Annotated in this window: 14 protein-coding genes; 9 read left to right on the top strand and 5 right to left on the bottom strand. The window is 70.4% G+C overall.

From position 1 onward, the window contains the following. Positions 1–78: 78 nt before the first annotated feature. Entirely contained in the window at positions 79–942 is an 864-nt protein-coding gene (locus ACN4JJ_RS04060; protein WP_440708620.1) for a PaaX family transcriptional regulator, read from the bottom strand. 30 nt (positions 943–972) lie between these two features. Beyond that, the gene (locus tag ACN4JJ_RS04065) at positions 973–1,230 is read right to left on the bottom strand and encodes a hypothetical protein (RefSeq protein ID WP_440708621.1); all 258 of its coding nucleotides are present in this window, start codon (positions 1,228–1,230) and stop codon (positions 973–975) included. 226 nt (positions 1,231–1,456) lie between these two features. On the opposite strand from ACN4JJ_RS04065, the gene ACN4JJ_RS04070 reads away from it, so the two are divergent. Both ACN4JJ_RS04070 and ACN4JJ_RS04075 read left to right on the top strand, forming a co-directional pair. After that, a complete protein-coding gene (locus ACN4JJ_RS04070; RefSeq protein ID WP_440708622.1) occupies positions 1,457–4,219 on the top strand; it encodes a helix-turn-helix transcriptional regulator in 2,763 nt (920 codons plus the stop codon). 309 nt (positions 4,220–4,528) lie between these two features. Beyond that, the gene (locus tag ACN4JJ_RS04075) at positions 4,529–5,905 is read left to right on the top strand and encodes a glucose-6-phosphate dehydrogenase (RefSeq protein WP_440708623.1); all 1,377 of its coding nucleotides are present in this window, start codon (positions 4,529–4,531) and stop codon (positions 5,903–5,905) included. A gap of 57 nt (positions 5,906–5,962) precedes the next feature. Here ACN4JJ_RS04075 and ACN4JJ_RS04080 read toward each other — a convergent pair whose 3' ends face one another. Next, positions 5,963–6,538, bottom strand: a complete 576-nt coding sequence (locus tag ACN4JJ_RS04080) for a hypothetical protein (protein WP_440708624.1) — start codon at positions 6,536–6,538, stop codon at positions 5,963–5,965. A gap of 160 nt (positions 6,539–6,698) precedes the next feature. Here ACN4JJ_RS04080 and ACN4JJ_RS04085 point away from each other — a divergent pair, with 160 nt between their 5' ends. Further along, positions 6,699–7,865, top strand: coding sequence for a mechanosensitive ion channel family protein (locus ACN4JJ_RS04085; protein WP_440708625.1), 1,167 nt, complete (start codon positions 6,699–6,701; stop codon positions 7,863–7,865). Between the two features lie 134 nt (positions 7,866–7,999). Here ACN4JJ_RS04085 and ACN4JJ_RS04090 read toward each other — a convergent pair whose 3' ends face one another. Then, positions 8,000–8,194, bottom strand: coding sequence for a hypothetical protein (locus ACN4JJ_RS04090; protein WP_440708626.1), 195 nt, complete (start codon positions 8,192–8,194; stop codon positions 8,000–8,002). 135 nt (positions 8,195–8,329) lie between these two features. Here ACN4JJ_RS04090 and ACN4JJ_RS04095 point away from each other — a divergent pair, with 135 nt between their 5' ends. The 6 genes from ACN4JJ_RS04095 (at position 8,330) to ilvC (ending at position 16,026) form a co-directional block, all read left to right on the top strand. Further along, complete coding sequence (locus ACN4JJ_RS04095) at positions 8,330–9,964, top strand: alpha,alpha-trehalose-phosphate synthase (UDP-forming) (protein WP_440708627.1); 1,635 nt, start codon at positions 8,330–8,332, stop codon at positions 9,962–9,964. After that, positions 9,961–10,743, top strand: a complete 783-nt coding sequence (otsB, locus tag ACN4JJ_RS04100; protein ID WP_440708628.1) for a trehalose-phosphatase — start codon at positions 9,961–9,963, stop codon at positions 10,741–10,743. The genes ACN4JJ_RS04095 and otsB overlap by 4 nt, the downstream gene beginning before the upstream one ends. Positions 10,744–10,810: 67 nt before the next feature. Beyond that, on the top strand, positions 10,811–12,505 hold the full coding sequence (ilvD, locus tag ACN4JJ_RS04105) for a dihydroxy-acid dehydratase (RefSeq protein ID WP_440708629.1): 1,695 nt from the start codon (positions 10,811–10,813) through the stop codon (positions 12,503–12,505). Between the two features lie 95 nt (positions 12,506–12,600). Then, the gene (locus ACN4JJ_RS04110) at positions 12,601–14,430 is read left to right on the top strand and encodes an acetolactate synthase large subunit (RefSeq protein WP_440708630.1); all 1,830 of its coding nucleotides are present in this window, start codon (positions 12,601–12,603) and stop codon (positions 14,428–14,430) included. A gap of 3 nt (positions 14,431–14,433) precedes the next feature. Further along, positions 14,434–14,943 (top strand): acetolactate synthase small subunit, encoded by a 510-nt coding sequence (gene ilvN / locus ACN4JJ_RS04115; RefSeq protein WP_291055099.1) that lies wholly within the window; start codon positions 14,434–14,436, stop codon positions 14,941–14,943. A 57-nt stretch (positions 14,944–15,000) separates the two neighbouring features. Then, on the top strand, positions 15,001–16,026 hold the full coding sequence (gene ilvC / locus ACN4JJ_RS04120) for a ketol-acid reductoisomerase (RefSeq protein ID WP_440708631.1): 1,026 nt from the start codon (positions 15,001–15,003) through the stop codon (positions 16,024–16,026). 108 nt (positions 16,027–16,134) lie between these two features. Here the strand turns inward: ilvC and ACN4JJ_RS04125 are convergent, their stop codons facing one another. After that, positions 16,135–18,252, bottom strand: a complete 2,118-nt coding sequence (locus ACN4JJ_RS04125; RefSeq protein ID WP_440708632.1) for a cell wall-binding repeat-containing protein — start codon at positions 18,250–18,252, stop codon at positions 16,135–16,137. Positions 18,253–18,320: the final 68 nt, after the last annotated feature.

The following is an 18,320-nucleotide window of genomic DNA, read 5'->3' on the forward strand; positions in this document are numbered from 1 at the left end:
CGCTCACACGGTATGCCGCCCGGGCCCGGATGCGAAAGATCCGCGCACAGGTTTAATATTCTCGAAACGTGGCGATCGTCATGTGTTAGTGATGGATGTGGACGGCCAGTGCGCCGCGGCGTGGGCCAGGGCGCGGCCCTCCAGCAGCGTCACCATCCGCTCGAAGAGCACGCCGGCGGCCGGCGCCGCCCAGTCCTCGCCGAGGATCTCGCGGGGCAGACCCGGGTCGCGGAAGGGGAGCTTGCGCCACTGGTTGATCACCGAGACATAGGTCACGAAGGCGTCTTCGCCGTTGATGGCGCCCGAACTCTCCAGCGCTTCGGCGTGCTCGCGGTGGGTGTCGATGAAGTCGCGGTAGCGCTGGTCGATCTCCGGCAGGTCCCAGCCGCTGCGCAGCAGCGAGTCCAGATCCTGCCCGCCCGCGTAGTCGCCCACGAAGACCGCGGACTGGCCGGTGAGCTCCAGCTCCTCGATCGCCCGCTTGGCCGCGTCGAGCATCCGGGCGGGTGCGATCCACACGCCGGAGCCGATGTTGCCGAAGCCCAGGGAGGCCAGATGGGCGCGCAGTTTGTGCCGCTTGGCCCGGGCGGACTCGGGCACCGAGAAGTTCACGACGCACCAGCCGTCGTCGAGGTTGGCGGCCTGGCGGGCGTGCCAGACGATCTCGTCGCCGGCCGCGAGCGACTGCAGCGCCAGCTCGGTCAGCAGGTAGCCCTTGGCGCGGGCCCGGGTCTCCGGTTCCAGCCAGCCGCGCTGCTTCAGCCGGAAGATGGCCGTCCGCACACTCGATTCGTCGAGACCGCACTGGCCCATCAGCTCGACGGCGCCGGCGATGGGCATCCAATTGCCCATCCGCCGCACGATCGAGCCGAGGAAGCCCACGAGGATGGTTCGGGAGGCGCGCGCCGCGGCGGAACCCTGCGCTTGGCTGATCTCGGTCATTTCACCCCATCATGGCAGGCCGATCGCGGTTTACCGTGATGCGCGCGAGTGCGCCCCCGTCGTCGCGGCGATGGTGAGCACGGCGCCGAGGGCGACCAGGGCGAAGGCGATCACGGCGATCCACTCGATCACGCTGTCGGCCGGGCTGTGCTCGGCGATGTCGCCCGTCAACAGGATCTCGAAGCCCTGGGCGGCGAAGGCGTAGACGACGTCGAGCAGGAACAGTGCGGCGCCCAGGATGTAGCAGATGCGCAGCAGCAGCACGAGGCGGGCCGTCGTCGTGGTCACGACTCCACGATAGGGGCTCCTCCGGTGCCGTGCCACGTACGGGGTCGGCGCGGTCACTACGTATCCCTCTGCATCGAGCTACGTAAACCCTGTCGAGACAGCGGAAGTGCGCTCAGAACGTGAGTAAAACCTACTCAACAGCACTGTCCGATCCCAGGGCGTCACCCTCGCTCTCCGACCCGAGTCTCCGCGAATCCCGCACCGTCGCGGCGCAGAAGGAATCCCCATGTCCCCGTCGAAATCCGTCTCCCCCCGAGTCCGCGGCCAGCGTCTGCACGGTCGCGACCGGGCCTTCAAGCGCACCGTCCTCACCCTCCGGGGCTCGGGTCCCGGCGTCTGCGTGCTCATCACCGGGCAGCCCGGATCCGGCCGCACCGCGTTCCTGGACGCGGTCGCCGAGGCTCTCGCCGAGGAGCGCACGGTGTACCTGGTGCGGGGCCGCTCGGATCTCTCGGGTGTGCCGCTGGGCGCGCTCGCACCCCTTCTCGCGACGCTGCCGGATGCGGCCGACGCGGGCAGCCCCACCGACGGCGTTCCGGCCGACGACCACGCGCTGGTCCGGTTCCACCGGGAGCTGAACCGCACCGACGTGGTGCTGGTGGTCGACGACGCCGATCTGCTCGACCCGGCCAGCGCCTGCGTGCTCGAACAGGTGCGCCAGGGCGGGTCGGCGTCGATGGTGGTGTCCCGGCGACGGGAGTCGATCGCCGAGCCGGGAACGCGGGCGCGGCTGGAGAACGCCGTCGTCGGGGCGCCGAGTCTCGGGCGTGACGCCTCGGCGGTGTTCGAGCTCACGCCGCTCTCGGCGACCGAGGGCCACTCGCTGGTCAAAGACCGTCTCGGGCCGAGCGTCGGCGACGCCGCGGCCGCCGAGATGGTGCGTCTGGCGGCCGGCAGCGTGCGCACCCTGGTGGAGCTGATCGAGGCCTCGGCCGGCGCCTGCGAACTCGGTGACGACGCCGGATCGTGGCGCGAGCAGTGGCCGTATGTGTCCGCCGGGCTGGTCGCCTCGCTCCCGGCGAACCCGCTGCAGGGCGACTTCCTGATCGACGACCTGATGACGGTGCTGGCGGTGGCCGGCGACCTCCCGGTCGAACAGGCGGGCACCTCGGGCGTCTCCGAGAAGGCGACCCGGCGTGCCGAGGCGATGGGGCTGGTGACCACCCGCCTGACCGACGGGCGCACGTGGGTGCGGCTCGCGCATCCGCTCTACTCGGCCGTGGTGCTCGCCACCGTCACCGAGCTCGACCGGGGCGACTTCGCCGCGGCCGGCGCCGACATGCTCGACGGGTACCCCGCGCACCGCGTGCGGCGGGTTCTGCTGATGCTCGCCGCCGGCCAGCCGGTCGCCCCGTGGACGCTCGTCGATCTCGCCCGCGAGGAGCTCGGCCAGCAGCGCTATGCCACGGCCATCCGGCTCGGCGAGCAGGCCACGGCCACCGCCGGCGACGACCGCCGGCTGCGCGCCGCCGGGGAGTACGTGCAGGCGCAGGCCCTCTCGCAGATCGGCCGCATCCGTGCGGCGAGCGATCACTTCGCCGCCGCCTGGGCCGCCGTCGACGCCCAGGAGGGACCGGTCGACGAGGAGTTCCTGGCCGCACTGGCCCAGGCGGAGGGCAACCACCTCGCCTTCCGCACCCTGCGCCCCGACCTCGCGGTGATCCGCACCGAGCCCGTCCTCGGGCGGCTCGGCGATGCCGCGGTCCGAGCGCTGATCGAGTCCGACCTGGTGAAGTGGCGGCTGATGGCGGGTCAGGGGATGCCGGCCGACCTGGATGCCGTGCCCGATCCGCTCGGCGCGCTCGGCCCGGTCGAGACCTCGGGAGACCTCAACCTGCTGATCATGACCGCGATGCTGCAGACCATGGGAGGCAACCTGCGGCTCGCCCAGGAGGCGGTGCAGCGCGGGCTCGCGGAGTGCGAGCGCTTTCGCGACGTGCTCCCCAACGCCCGCGACCTCCTGCAGCTCTCGGAGGTTCTGGTGCTCGCTTTCACCGACCGCTTCCTGCAGGCCCGCTCGGCGGCGCGCGCCAACCTGGCCAGGGCCGAGGAGTCCAACCCGAGCGCCAAGGGCGTCTGGAAGTTCGCGCTCGCGATGATCGAACTGCACACCGGATCGCCCGCCCGGGCCTGGAAGCTCATCATCGAGGGGCGCCGCGACCTGGTCTGGCGCGACATCGCCGGCCTGCTCGCCTCCGCCGACGCCCTCTCCGCGGCGATCGCCGCGCGCACCGGCCGGTTCGCGATCGCGCGCAGCTGGCTCGATCAGCTGACGCCCGCCGAGGTGCGCGATCCGAAGGTGGAGCTGTACGCCTCACTCGCCCGGGCCTGGGTCTCGGCCTCGTCCGGCCGGCCGGGCTTCGCCATCCGCTCCCTCGCTCCCGCGCTGCAGCAGGCGGTCGACGGCGGGCACCGCTATCTGGCGGCTCTCGTGGCCTACGAGGGCGTGCGGATCGAGCCCGTGGTCGGCTCGACCGTGATGCTGCCGTACCTGACGGCGGCGCGCCACGCGTTCCCGCTCTGCGAAGCACACGCCCGGGCCGTGGCGGCACGGCAGGACGTGCTGCCGGTCGCGAAGCAGCTGGCCGAGGCGGGGCTGCTCGGGCCGGCCATCGACGCCGCTCGCTGGGCGGCCGACCGTGCCGGGGACGACCTGATGCAGGCGGCGCGGGCGCACCGGCTGGCCGACTCCTGGACGGTGCGCACGGGGGTCTCGATGGCGGGCCGGCAGCGACAGGATCAGCCGCGGGTGACGCCGCTGACCGATCGCGAGTGGCAGCTGGCATCCGGGGCGGCGGCGTTCCGCACGAGCGCCGAGCTCGCCGCCGAGTTCGGCATCTCGGTGCGCACCGTGGACAACCACCTGGCGCGCATCTACAAGAAGCTCGGGGTGGCCGGCCGGCGCGAGCTCTCGGCCGAGCTCAGCGAGCTGCAGCTGGATCACGACGACTACGCCACCGGTACGGGCAATAGCGCGAGCCCGAGGTGACGTCGAGTGGCCGAGCAAATTAGGTGGAAAGTACTCATCACACCCTGCCGGGTGGGGGCCGCAGACTGATCACAGGCGCACAGCCTGATCATCTGCGCAACGAGCATCCGCGCCGTGCGTGCGCGCCATACACAGCGGTGTCCCTCGTCAGACCCGCTGCGATGCCTGCGCGATGATCGGGAGCAGGGGCGGCCTTCGGGTGGTCGTCCCTGCTCCCCATGTGCGCACCGTTCCGCCTCAATCCGCCTCATCTGCGCACCCGCTCCACCTTGCTACTGCGAGAGACCTCACCTCGCTACTGTGAGAGACATGACACAACGGGTAGACACGCTCCTCATCTTCGGCGCCAGCGGCGACCTCACGGCCCGCCTGCTGCTGCCCGGTCTCGCGCAGCTCCTGACGGCGCAGCCCGAGCGGCGGCTACGGCTGATCGGTGCCGGTGGGCTCGACTGGAGCGACGAGAAGTGGCACGAGGTCGTCACCGCCTCGTTCGCCCAGGTGCAGGCATCCGGAGCCGCGGTCGACGACCTGCTGAAGAGCACACGGTACGTCAAGGCCGATGTCACCGACCCCGCGGAGCTCACCCGCGTGCTGGGCCTGGCCACCGGCACCCCGGCCATCTACTTCGCGCTGCCGCCGGCGGTCGCCGCCGCCGTGGTCACCACCCTGCAGAAGGTCGAATTCCCGGCCGGGCTCACGCTCGCCCTCGAGAAGCCCTTCGGCGTCGACGTGCCGAGCGCCGTCGCTCTGAACGCCGAGCTGGCGAAGCTCGTGCCGGAGAACCAGATCCACCGGGTCGACCACTTCCTCGGCCGATCGACGGTGTTCAACATCCTCGGCCTGCGCTTCGCGAACCGCATCTTCGAGCCGCTCTGGAACTCCGGGCACATCGCTAAGATCGACGTCGTCTACGACGAGCAGCTGGGCCTGGAGGGCAGGGCCGGCTACTACGACAAGGCCGGCGCGCTGGTCGACATGATCCAGAGCCACCTGCTTCAGGTGATGGCCGTGCTCGCCATGGAGCCGCCCGCCACGCTCGGTCAAGACGACCTTCGCGACGCGAAGGAGCTGGTGCTGCGCGCCACCCACCTCTGGCAGGACGACCCGAAGACCGCGAGCCGTCGCGCCCGCTACACCGCCGGCAGCATCGACGGCCGCGAGCTGCCGAGCTACGCCGACGAGGAGGGTGTCGATCCGGCGCGCGAGACCGAGACGCTGGCCGAGGTCACGCTCGAGGTGCAGACCTGGCGCTGGAAGGGCGTGCCGATCACGCTGCGCTCCGGCAAGGCGATCGGGCAGCGCCGCCGCGAGATCGTGGTGACCTTCAAGCCGGCTCAGCAGGTTCCGGTGGGCCTCACCGGGGAGAGCTCGCCCACGGTGCTGCGCATCTTCCTGGCTCCGGATGCGATGTCGCTCGAGATCGACATCAACGGTCCCGGAGACCCCTACGAGCTCGAGCGCGCCAGCCTGGAGGCCACCTTCGGCGACGGCCAGCTGCTGGCCTACCGCGAAGTGCTCGCGGGCATCCTCGACGGCGACCCGACGCTGAGCGTGCGCGGCGACTCCGCGGTCGAGGGCTGGCGCATCCTGGCCCCGGCGATCGCCGCCTGGGCGGCCGACGAGGTGCCCCTCGAGGAGTACCCGGCGGGCTCGGAAGGCCCCGCCGACTGGACTCCCATCGGCTGACCCTGCCGCAGGCCCGGCAGGGCGACCCGCCGAGCACGTGGGTGCCCGGCGGGGAGGTCAGATGACCCAGCGCACCTGGTTGTGGTTGCGGGCGGTGGCCTCGGTGACCTCGGCGTGGTGGGCGACGAGCGCGCGCAGGGCGTCGTCGTCGCGCGGGTCGGGGCCCTCGAGCACGGGAGCGGAGCCCACGGGCACGGCGGGGGTGGAGGCGGCCGTTGCGGCGGCGGGCGTCTCGGCGACGGATGCCGCGGCGGGCAGCACGGCGATGGGGGCGGTGCGCGGCGTGGTGGCCGAGGCGACGGCGCGAGCGAGATCGCGGGGCACGAACACGCGCTCGACGGGCGCGAGGCGAGCGGATGCGGCGGCCGGAGTCGCACCGGCCTCGGCGTGGCCGAGGTTCGTGCGCACGGTGATGCCGTGCTCGGCGAGGTTCGCCACGATGTCGTGGGCCACGGATCGGGCCAGCGCGGTGTGGAAGATGTCGTCGGTGTCGGCGGCGCTGCGCCGCGTGATCGCGAACGATCCGAGCGGACCGAAGTTCTCCATCAGGGTCTGGCTGACCAGCTCGTACAGGCGCTCCGGGCTGACCGTGCTCTCCCGTGCCGCCTTCGCGCGCCGTCTCCACCCGATCATCGCTGCTCCCTTCGCACCCACCGCTGTGTGAACAGTGTGCGTCCCCTGCGTTCCCGGTGAAGCCCGACACGCCGGGGTGCGGTCTCCGATTCCCTGATTAGGCTGGAATTTCCCATGGCGGGCGACCGCCCGCCCCGAACCGGGACGAAGAAGGGAACCCATGTCCGTCGAACGAAGCTGGATCGCCCTCGCGATCGCTTCCGTGTCCGCCCTGGTCATCGCTCTGGCGCTGACCGCCCTCGTGGCTCTGATCATCCGCCTCGCGGCCCGTCGCCGCCGCTGGCCGAACGCCCTCGTGAAGCGGGCGCGCATCCCGTTCCGCGTCTTCCTGGTGGTGGTGCTGCTGTGGGTGGCGGTGGCCGTCACGGCCCCGGCGGGGGAGTGGATGCCGGCGGTGAACCAGGCGTTCCTGATCGCCACGATCGGTGTCGGGGCCTGGCTGGTCTGCGCGCTGGCGATGTTCCTGGAGGACGTCGCCCTCGCCCGCTACACGATCGACCGGCCGAACAACCGGATCGCCCGCCGGCTGCGCACCCAGGTGCTCATCCTGCGCCGGCTCGGCATGGCCGCGGTGATCGTGATCGCCGTCGGCGCCATCCTGCTCACCTTCCCGGGAGCGCAGGCGGTGGGCACCAGCGTGCTCGCGAGTGCCGGTGTGGTCTCCATCATCGCGGGCCTCGCGGCGCAGTCGACCCTCGGCAACGTCTTCGCCGGCATGCAGATCGCGTTCAGCGACGCCGTGCGGGTCGACGACGTGGTGATCGTCGAGAACGAGTGGGGCCGGATCGAGGAGATCACGCTCACCTACGTGGTGGTGCACATCTGGGACGACCGACGGATGGTGCTGCCGAGCACCTACTTCACCTCGAAGCCGTTCCAGAACTGGACCCGTCGCAACTCCGAACTGCTCGGCTCGGTGGAGTTCGACCTCGACTGGCGCGTGACCCCGGGCGAGATGCGGGACGAGCTCGCGCGCATCCTGACCCGCACCGATCTCTGGGACGAGCGGGTGAGCGTGCTGCAGGTGACGGATGCCGTGGGCGGCTTCGTGCGCGTGCGCATCCTGGTGACCGCGGTCGACGCGCCCACCCTGTTCGACCTGCGCTGCTTCATCCGCGAGGAGATGGTGGCCTGGCTCTACCGCAGCAGCCCGCAGTCGGTACCGCGCACCCGCGTGCGGATGGTGGAGGAGGAGGCCGACATCTCGCGTCCGCCGCGGGCAGGCGACCACAAGGCCGACCACGACGCCTCCGCCCTGTTCCACGGCGACCACGGCGCCGAGGGGCGGGCGAGCCAGTTCACCGGGCCGATCCAGACGGCCCGGTGATGCTCAGTCCTCGGACGGAGCGGGAGGCACCTTGGGCTTTTCGGGGCACGAGCGCCACGGCCGCCGCCACGACGGAGAACACGCTCGAGAGCAGCCCGAAGATCAGCGGGAACCCGCCCCCGTCGTGGAACGCGTCAGGAATCCTCGAGCTCGCGGGCGTCTTCGTCGTTCTGCATGACGCTGCCGACCGCCAGGGCGACCGTGATGGCCCAGCTCACCCAGAGCAGGATGAGGCGCCAGTCGCGCGGGCCCTTGCGGGTGGCCTGCACGGCCGAGACGCCGCCGATGACCGCGCCGATGATGCTGCTGTTCAGGATGTATTTGCGCACGCTGACTCCGTCTTGTCCGATGGTGGCCTCTACGCTACCCCGGGCGGCGCTCAGGTGCCCCCTGGTAGTCTGGCGGCTGGACGACCGGGGCGGATTCGCCTGAATCCGTGTGCACCGCAGACACCGAACGGACTCATGCCCTCCACCGACAGACCCCATTCCGACAGCTCCGGAGCCGCCCCCGTGTTCGAGGAGTTCCCCTTCGTCGTGGTCTCGAACCGCCTGCCGATCGACCGCACCACGGATGCCGAGGGCAACCCCTCCTTCCGCACCTCGCCCGGCGGCCTGGTCGCCGCCTTGGAACCCGTGATGCAGGAGGCCGACGGCGCCTGGATCGGCTGGACCGGCAGCGCCGACGACGAGGCCGAGCCGTTCGCGCACGACGGTATCCACCTCATCCCCGTCGCCCTCTCCGAGAACGAGGTCGAGTTCTACTACGAGGGCTTCTCGAACGACACGCTCTGGCCGCTGTACCACGACGTGATCGCGCCGCCCGCCTACCACCGGGAGTGGTGGGAGAGCTACGTGATCGTGAACCAGCGCTTCGCCGATCGCGCCGCGGCCGCGACATCCGAGGGCGGCACCGTCTGGGTGCAGGACTACCAGCTGCAGCTCGTGCCGAAGATGCTGCGCGCCCAGCGGCCCGACCTCACCATCGGCTTCTTCAACCACATTCCGTTTCCGGCATACGGCATCTACTCGCAGCTGCCGTGGCGCACCCAGATCCTGGAGGGTCTGCTCGGCGCCGACGTCATCGGCTTCCAGCGCACCGCCGACGCGGGCAACTTCACCCGCGCCGTCCGCCGACTGCTCGGTTTCCAGACGAAGGGCACCGTCATCGACGTGCCGATCAGCGCGGATGCCGAGGTCGCCAGCGCGAAGCACCGCATCTCCCAGGTGGCCGGCGACAAGCTCGTGCGCACCGTGGTCGCGAAGGCGTTCCCCATCTCGATCGACGCGGGACGCTACGAGGAGCTGGCCCGCCGCCCCGACATCCAGGCCCGGGCGCGGGAGATCCGCGAAGGGCTCGGCAATCCGAAGGTCGTCATGCTCGGCGTCGACCGCCTCGATTACACCAAGGGCATCGGCCACCGGCTGAAGGCGTTCGGCGAACTGCTGGCCGACGGCGCGGTGAAGGTCGAGGACGTGACGCTCGTGCAGGTGGCGAGCCCGAGCCGGGAGCGCGTGCAGACCTACCAGATGCTGCGCGACGAGATCGAGCTCACGGTGGGCCGCATCAACGGCGACTACAGCACCATCAGCCACACCGCGATCAGCTACCTGCACCACGGCTACCCGCGCGAGGAGATGGTGGCGCTCTACCTCGCCGCCGACGTGATGCTCGTCACGGCCCTCCGCGACGGCATGAACCTGGTGGCCAAGGAGTACGTGGCCTCCCGCTTCGACAACAACGGCGTGCTCGTGCTGAGCGAGTTCGCCGGCGCCTCCGACGAGCTGCGCACGGCGCTGCGGGTGAACCCGCACGACATCGAGGGGCTGAAGGAGTCGATCCTGCAGGCGATGGACATGCCGGCGGCCGAGAAGGCACGGCGGATGCGCGCCATGCGCAAGCGCGTGCAGGAGTTCGACGTGGCGCGCTGGTCGTCGTCGTTCCTGGAGACGCTCACCACGCCCTCGCACGATCTCTCGCTGCCGCGGGCCAATTCGCGCGATCAGCGCACCCGGATGCAGGCCAGGGCCGAGGAACGCCGCGCGCAGGATGACGGCGGCACCCAGGAGGACGCCCGCACGCAGGAGGACGCCCGATGAGCCCCGAACTGACCGCGTCGATCGACCGCCTGGCCGCCACCTCGCACCTGCTCGTGGCGTTGGACTTCGACGGCACGCTGGCACCCGAGGTCGACGACCCCGAAGCGGCCAGGGCGCTCCCCGAGGCGCACGACGCCATGCTGCGGCTGCTGGCGCTGCCCGACACCTCGCTCGCCCTCGTCTCCGGGCGGGCGATGGCCAGTCTCGAGCACGTCAGCGAGCTGCCCGCCGAGGCGCTCCTGGTCGGCTCCCACGGTGTCGAGGAGCGCTTCGACGGCGAGGTGCGGCTGGCCCTCGATCCCCACGAGCAGCGCGTGCTCGCGCGGTTGCGCGAGGTGCTGGAGTCCGTGGCATCCGGTGCCAAGGGCGCCTGGGTGGAGGTGAAGCCCGCCGGCTTCGCCCTGCACACGCGGCGCTCGGCGCCCGACGCGGCTCAGGATGCGCAGGCGCGTGCCCGAACAGATGCGGCGGCGATCAGCGACGCGCTCACGGTGCGGGCGGGCAAGAACGTGCTGGAGTTCTCGGTGCGCGGCACCACGAAGGGCGAGGGTGTCCAGCGCCTGCGCGAGCGCACCGGCGCCACCGCCGTGCTGTTCGCGGGCGACGACGTGACCGACGAAGACGGCTTCCGGGCGCTGCGGCCGGGCGACATCGGGCTGCGCAGCGGATCGGGCGACACGGTCGCGGAGTTCCGGGTCGACGGCCCGCTCGAGGTCGCGGCGGTGCTCGACGCGCTCGCCTCGCGGCGCTCTGACTTGTCCACCACAGGCACCCGCTGACAGGGGAGTTCTCCCCAGGCCGCACATCCGTGCAAGAACACCCCTCCGACGGTTCTAAACTCGTAACATGCCGGAAATAGACATCAAGCCGCGTAGCCGCACCGTCACCGACGGAATCGAAGCCCTGACCTCGCGGGGCATGCTCCGCGGCGTCGGCATGGGCGACGGCGACTGGGAGAAGCCCCAGATCGGCATCGCGAGCTCGTGGAACGAGATCACGCCCTGCAACCTCTCGCTCGAGCGCCTCGCGCGCGCCTCGAAGGAGGGCGTGCACGCCGGCGGCGGGTACCCGTTGCAGTTCGGCACCATCTCGGTCTCCGACGGCATCTCGATGGGCCACGAGGGCATGCACTTCTCGCTGGTCTCCCGCGAGGTCATCGCCGACTCGGTCGAGACCGTCATGATGGCCGAGCGCCTCGACGGTTCGGTGCTGCTGGCCGGCTGCGACAAGTCGCTGCCCGGCATGCTGATGGCCGCCGCCCGGCTCGACCTGGCCTCGGTGTTCCTCTACGCCGGCTCCATCGCCCCCGGCTGGGTGAAGCTCTCCGACGGCACGGAGAAAGACATCACGATCATCGACTCCTTCGAGGCCGTCGGCGCCGTGCGCGCCGGCCGTATGTCGATGGAAGACGCGCACCGCATCGAGTGCGCCTTCGCCCCCGGCGAGGGCTCGTGCGGTGGCATGTACACCGCCAACACGATGGCCAGCGCGGCCGAGGCCATGGGCATGAGCCTGCCGGGCTCCGCGTCGCCGGCCGCGGCCGACCGTCGCCGCGACTACTTCGCGCACCGCTCCGGCGAGGCCGTGGTGGAGATGCTCCGCCTGGGGCTCACCGCCCGCGACATCATCACCAAGAAGTCGCTCGAGAACGCGATCGCCGTGGGCATGGCCTTCGGCGGCTCCACCAACCTGGTGCTGCACCTGCTGGCCATCGCGGCCGAGGCCGAGGTCGAGCTCACGCTGGCCGACTTCAACAAGATCGGCGACAAGGTGCCCCACATCGGCGACCTCAAGCCCTTCGGCCGCTTCGTGATGAACGACGTCGACCGCCACGGCGGCGTCCCGGCCGTGATGAAGGCGCTGCTCGACGAAGGCCTGCTGCACGGCGACCAGATGACGGTCACCGGCAAGACGGTGGAGGAGAACCTCGCCGAGATGGACATCGCGCCGCTGGACGGCGAGGTGCTGCGCCCGCTCTCCAACCCCATCCACAAGTCCGGCGGCCTCACCGTGCTGCAGGGTTCCTTCGCCCCCGAGGGCGCCGTGGTGAAGTCGGCCGGCTTCGACGCCGACGTGTTCGAGGGCCCCGCGCGGGTGTTCGAGCGCGAGCGCGCGGCGATGGATGCTCTCACCGAGGGCCGCATCAACGCCGGCGACGTGGTGGTCATCCGCTACGAGGGCCCCAAGGGCGGCCCCGGCATGCGCGAGATGCTCGCCATCACCGCCGCCATCAAGGGCGCGGGCCTCGGCAAAGATGTACTACTATTGACAGACGGCAGATTCTCAGGCGGCACAACCGGCCTGTGCATCGGCCACATAGCACCCGAAGCGGTCGACGCAGGTCCGATCGCCTTCGTGCGCGATGGTGATCTAATACGGGTCGATATCGCCGCTCGCTCGCTCGACCTACTGGTCGATGAGGCAGAGCTGGAATCCCGCCGAGACGGCTGGGCCCCCCTTCCCCCGCGCTATACCCGTGGCGTTCTCGCGAAGTACTCCAAGCTGGTGCATTCCGCCGCCGTCGGCGCCATCACCGGCTAGTCCGCCCTACGCGGATCACCGGTCGGTGCGCTGTAGGCGGATCGCCAAGCAGTACCGAGCATCCATCACTCGTGCTTTCGACTTAGGAAACCTTTATGTCCACGGACGCCTTCCCCGTGCCAAGCAAGAAGACACCCTCCGCCCCCACACCTGCGGCGTCGCCCTCGGCTCCGGCCGAGCCCGAGATCCTCACCGGATCCGGTGCCGTGCTCCGCTCGCTCGAACTGCTCGGCGTCAAAGACGTCTTCGGCCTGCCGGGCGGCGCCATCATCCCGTTCTACGACGAGCTGATGACGCAAGACAAGATCCGCCACATCCTGGTGCGCCACGAGCAGGGCGCCGGCCACGCGGCCGAGGGCTACGCCGCGTCGACGGGCAAGGTCGGCGTCGCCATCGCGACCTCGGGCCCCGGTGCCACGAACCTCGTCACGGCCATCGCGGACGCGTACATGGACTCGGTGCCGCTGCTCGCGATCACCGGTCAGGTGTTCTCGCACCTGATGGGTACCGATGCGTTCCAGGAGGCCGACATCGTGGGCATCACGATGCCGATCACGAAGCACTCCTTCTTGGTCAAGCGCCCCGAAGACGTGCCGGCCACCATCGCGGCGGCCTACCAGATCGCCTCCACCGGCCGTCCCGGTCCGGTGCTGGTCGACATCACCAAAGACGCCCAGCAGAACAAGGCCGAGTTCATCTGGCCGCCGAAGATCGACCTGCCCGGCTACCGCCCCATCACGAAGGCGCACGGCAAGCAGATCCAGGCCGCGGCGCAGCTGATGGCCGAGGCGAAGAAGCCCGTGTTCTACGTGGGCGGCGGCGTCATCCGCGCCGAGGCCTCGGCCGAGCTGCTGGCCCTGGCCGAGACCACCGGCGTGCCCGTGGTCACCACGCTGATGGCCCGCGGCGCCTTCCCCGACTCGCACCCGCAGCACCTCGGCATGCCCGGCATGCACGGCACGGTGCCGGCGGTGCTCGCCCTGCAGGAGAGCGATCTGCTCATCTCGCTCGGTGCGCGCTTCGACGACCGGGTCACCGGCCGCGCGGCCGACTTCGCGCCGCACGCCAAGGTGGTGCACGTCGACATCGACCCCGCCGAGATCTCGAAGATCCGCACGGCCGACGTGCCGATCGTGGGCGACGCCAAAGAGGTGATCGCCGACCTCAGCAAGGCCTACGCCGACGTGGTGGGCGCCGAGAAGCTCGCGATCGACGAGTGGTGGGAGTACCTGCACGGACTGCAGGAGAAGTTCCCGCTCGGCTACACCGAGCCCGACGACGGCCTGATGGCGCCGCAGTACGTCATCCAGCGCATCGGTGAGCTCACCGGCCCCGAGGGCGTCTACGCCGCGGGCGTGGGCCAGCACCAGATGTGGGCGGCGCAGTTCATCAAGTACGAGCGCCCGCACGCCTGGCTGAACTCCGGCGGCGCCGGCACCATGGGCTACGCGGTTCCCGCGGCCATGGGCGCCAAGGTCGCCGAGCCCGAGCGCGTGGTCTGGGCGATCGACGGCGACGGCTGCTTCCAGATGACCAACCAGGAGCTGGCCACCTGCACGATCAACGACATCCCGATCAAGGTCGCGATCATCAACAACTCCTCGCTCGGCATGGTGCGCCAGTGGCAGACGCTGTTCTACGACGGCCGCCACTCCTTCACCGACCTGCACACCGGGCACGAGACGCGGATGGTGCCCGACTTCGTGAAGATGGCCGACGCCTACGGCGCCCTGGGCATCCGGGTCACCAAGCCCGAAGAGGTCGACGCGGCCATCAAGCTCGCGCTGGAGACCAACGACCGTCCCGTGGTGATCGACTTCATCGTCTCGCCGCAGGCGATGGTGTGGCCGATGGTCGCCCAGGGCACGTCGAACAGCGAGATCCAGTACGCCAAAGAGCACGCCCCCGAGTGGGACGAGGAGTAGACCATGAGCACGCACGTTCTGAGCCTCCTCGTCGAGGACAAGCCGGGTCTGCTGACCCGCGTGGCCGGGCTGTTCGCCCGCCGCGGCTTCAACATCGAGTCGCTCGCCGTGGGCGCCTCGGAGATCGAGGGCCTCTCGCGCATCACGATCGTGGTCGACGTGGAGGACTTCCCGCTCGAGCAGGTGACCAAGCAGCTGAACAAGCTGATCAACGTCATCAAGATCGTGGAGCTCGACACCTCGCAGTCGGTGCAGCGTGAGCACCTGCTGATCAAGGTGCGGGTCGACAACACCACCCGTTCGCAGGTGCTGGAGGCCGTGAACCTCTTCCGCGCCCGCGTGGTCGACGTGGCCACCGACGCACTCGTGATCGAGGTCACCGGCGACTCGGGCAAGACACAGGCCTTCCTGCGCGTGCTCGAGCCCTACGGCATCAAGGAGATCGCCCAGTCGGGTCTTCTCGCGATCGGCCGCGGCGGCAAGAGCATCACCGAGCGCGTCTTCAAGAGCTAACACCCTCATCCTCGCCCCGCGGGCGTTGATCCATCCTCAACCAAGGAGAAAACTACAGTGACCGAGATCTTCTACGACAACGACGCCGATCTGGCCCTGATCCAGGCCAAGAAGGTGGCCGTGATCGGCTACGGCTCGCAGGGCCACGCCCACGCGCTGAACCTGCGCGACTCGGGCGTCGAGGTCGTCGTCGCCCTCAAGGAGGGGTCGAAGTCGACCGCCAAGGCCGAGGAAGCGGGCTTCAAGGTCCTCTCCGTCGCCGAGGCCACCTCCTGGGCCGACGTCATCGTCATCCTCGCGCCCGACCAGCACCAGCGCGGCATCTACGCCGCCGACATCAAGCCGAACCTCGCCGAGGGCAAGACCCTCGTGTTCGGCCACGGCTTCAACATCCGCTTCGGCTACATCGAGGCGCCCGAGGGCGTCGACGTGATCATGGTCGCCCCCAAGGGCCCGGGTCACACCGTGCGCCGCGAGTACGAGGCCGGCCGTGGCGTTCCCGTGATCGTCGCCGTGGAAAAGGACGCCACCGGATCGGCGTGGGACCTCGCCTGGAGCTACGCCAAGGGCATCGGCGGCCTGCGCGCCGGCGGTATCAAGACCACCTTCACCGAAGAGACCGAGACCGACCTGTTCGGCGAGCAGGCCGTTCTCTGCGGTGGCGTTTCGCAGCTGGTGCAGTACGGCTTCGAGACCCTTACCGAGGCCGGCTACCAGCCGCAGATCGCCTACTTCGAGGTGCTGCACGAGCTCAAGCTGATCGTCGACCTGATGTGGGAGGGCGGCATCGCCAAGCAGCGCTGGTCGGTCTCCGACACCGCCGAGTACGGCGACTACGTCTCCGGCCCGCGCGTGATCGACCCCAGCGTCAAGGAGAACATGCAGGCCGTTCTCGCCGACATCCAGAACGGCGCGTTCGCCAAGCGCTTCATCGACGACCAGGACGCCGGAGCCCCCGAGTTCCTGGCCCTGCGCGAGAAGGGTGCCTCGCACCCCATCGAGGCCACGGGAAAGGAGCTCCGCGCCCTGTTCGCCTGGAAGCAGCAGGACGCTGACTACACGGATGGCTCCGCCGCCCGCTGACACACCGGGACCCGCTTGCGGTCTGACTAGCTCACAGTCGGATCCGCTTCGGTCGCAGAAAAGTGCCCAAGACCTCGGTCTTGGGCACTTTTTCGCGAACCGGGAAGGTCAGGGGCAGGCGGTCAGGTTGCGCACGCCGTCGCCCAGCGAAGCCGGGCCGCCGAGCAGCGTGATGTGGTCGACGCCCAGGCGCTGCACCTCGGCGAGCACCGCACGGGGAACGCAGTTCTGCTGCACCACGTACAGCGGCGCGCCGATCCGGCCGGCCCAGGCCGATCCCGCCAGCGCATCGGGGTAGTTCAGCCCGGTGGCGAAGAAGACCTCGGTGCTCGATCCGAAGGAGGCGTTGACCGAGACGGCTGCCTCGAAGCGATCCGCCCCGCTGCGCCGGGCGGTGGGCGCGATGTCGTCCAGTGCCGTGACCACCGCGGGGGTGACGGAGACCGGGCCGCCGACCACCGTCAGGCTCGTGACGTCCAGACCCTCCAGCAGGGAACGCGTCGGGGTGTCGACGCCGGCGGCTGCGCCGGGCAGCAGCACGACCGGAGCGTCGGCCGCTCCCGCCGCGCCACCGGCGCTCAGCGCATCCGGGAAGTTCGCACCGGTCACCACGAACGCCTGCGCGGCGCCGGTGTCGCCGAAGGCGTACTGCACCACGGCGCGGGACGCCTCGTACCGGTCGGCTCCGCCCAGACGCACGATGCTCGGTGCGAGCACCTTCAACTCGTCGTAGACCGCAGGGGAGACCGAGTTCGGCCCGCCGACCACCACGATCTTCTGCGGCTGCAGGCGCTGGATGGTGACCCGCGTCTGGCCGGACAGCGAGTCGGGCGTGGTGAGCAGCAGCGGCCCGCCCTGGTGGGCGGCGGCCGGGCCCGCGCTCAACGCATCCGGGTAGTTGTAACCGGTGGCCACGTACACGACGGGCGCCGTCTGCGGGAACGGGAAGGCGCGGTCGGCGATGGCCATCGCCACGTCGATCCGCAGCGCTCCGGACACCTGGTCGACCGAGCCGTGCGTCACGGGCGAGACGAGCACGGTGAAGCAGCCGAGGTGGCTGCCGTCGCGACGGGTGTTGTCCGGCCCCGGCAGAGCGTAGACGCACACCTGGTAGTCGCCGGTCTCGTTCGCTGGGAGCCCCGTGGCGAAGCCGTGCGCGGAGCCCGCTTCCGGATGCGCTGCGACGGCGGCCGCACTGACCTGGTCGGCCAGGGCGGTGGGGTGCGTGAGCGCACCCGATGGCGCCGTCACGTCCAGCCGCACCGAGATCGGCACGCCCGGGCTGGACGGGTCGATGGCCCATCCGGAGACGTTGATCACAGAGTCCGCCGCGAGCACGGGATCGACCCGGCCCACCGCGAAGACACCGGCACGGGTGGGCCCGAACCAGTCCGAGTAGGTGGCCCAGAAGTCGAGGTTCACGAAGGATGCGCACGCAGCGGAGCGGTCTCCCGCCAGGGCGGCCGCGTTCGGCTGGGACGGGGTGAGCGAGTACAGGGCGGCCGTGGCCTTGTTGTCGAGCGTGAGCGGGGCGGAACCGCAGTCGAGGTCACTGCTGAACGGCACCTCGCTCGGCGAACCGACGGGGAACAGCGGGGCCGAAGGCGATCCGCTCGCCCCGGAGAAGTGCCGGAGCCGGTGGGCGGCCAGGGAGAGCTGCTCGAAGAAGCTGTCGCACTCGGTGGTGACCGCGCAGCTCTGCGCGAAGGCGCCCGCGTAGTCCTCCGGCCCCGGGGTGGAGCTGGTCACCAGGCCCGACTCGGCCTGGAGCAGGCTGATCAACGCCTTCTGACTGATTCCGCAGGCGGCGGACATCGAGGTGACCATCGCGGCGACCGTCTCGTTCTGCGCGCCGGGGTAGGCGGCGCAGACGCCGTCGGCGGGCACGGTGGGAGTCGTCTCGAGGTGTGCTTTGAGACAGGGGCGGGGCCCGTCGAGGCAGTCGCGGCCGCGCTCGTCGAGCACGGCCTGCACGCCGGCGACCGAGAGGCCCGCGTTGAACGGGTCGGTGCTGTCGGCGTAGAACAGCGCATCGTCGATGATGTGGGCGGCGTGGTAACCGGTGACATCGGGCTGCGTCGGAACGCCGGACGTGACGGCCGCCGAGGCCGACGGGCCGGCGGCCTGCGCCGCGACGGGCGTCGCGAAGAACACGGTGGCGACGAGGGTGACGGTGGCGACGAGTGCGCCGAGGGCGCGACGGTGTGCCCATCTCTGGCTGTGCATGGTGCGATGCTAGTCGACGGCCGTTGACGAATGTCAACGAATCCGGGGTGGACCGCAGGCCGGAGGGC

This window comes from Herbiconiux dendrobii (assembly GCF_052048175.1).
Taxonomy (GTDB): Bacteria; Actinomycetota; Actinomycetes; order Actinomycetales; family Microbacteriaceae; genus Herbiconiux.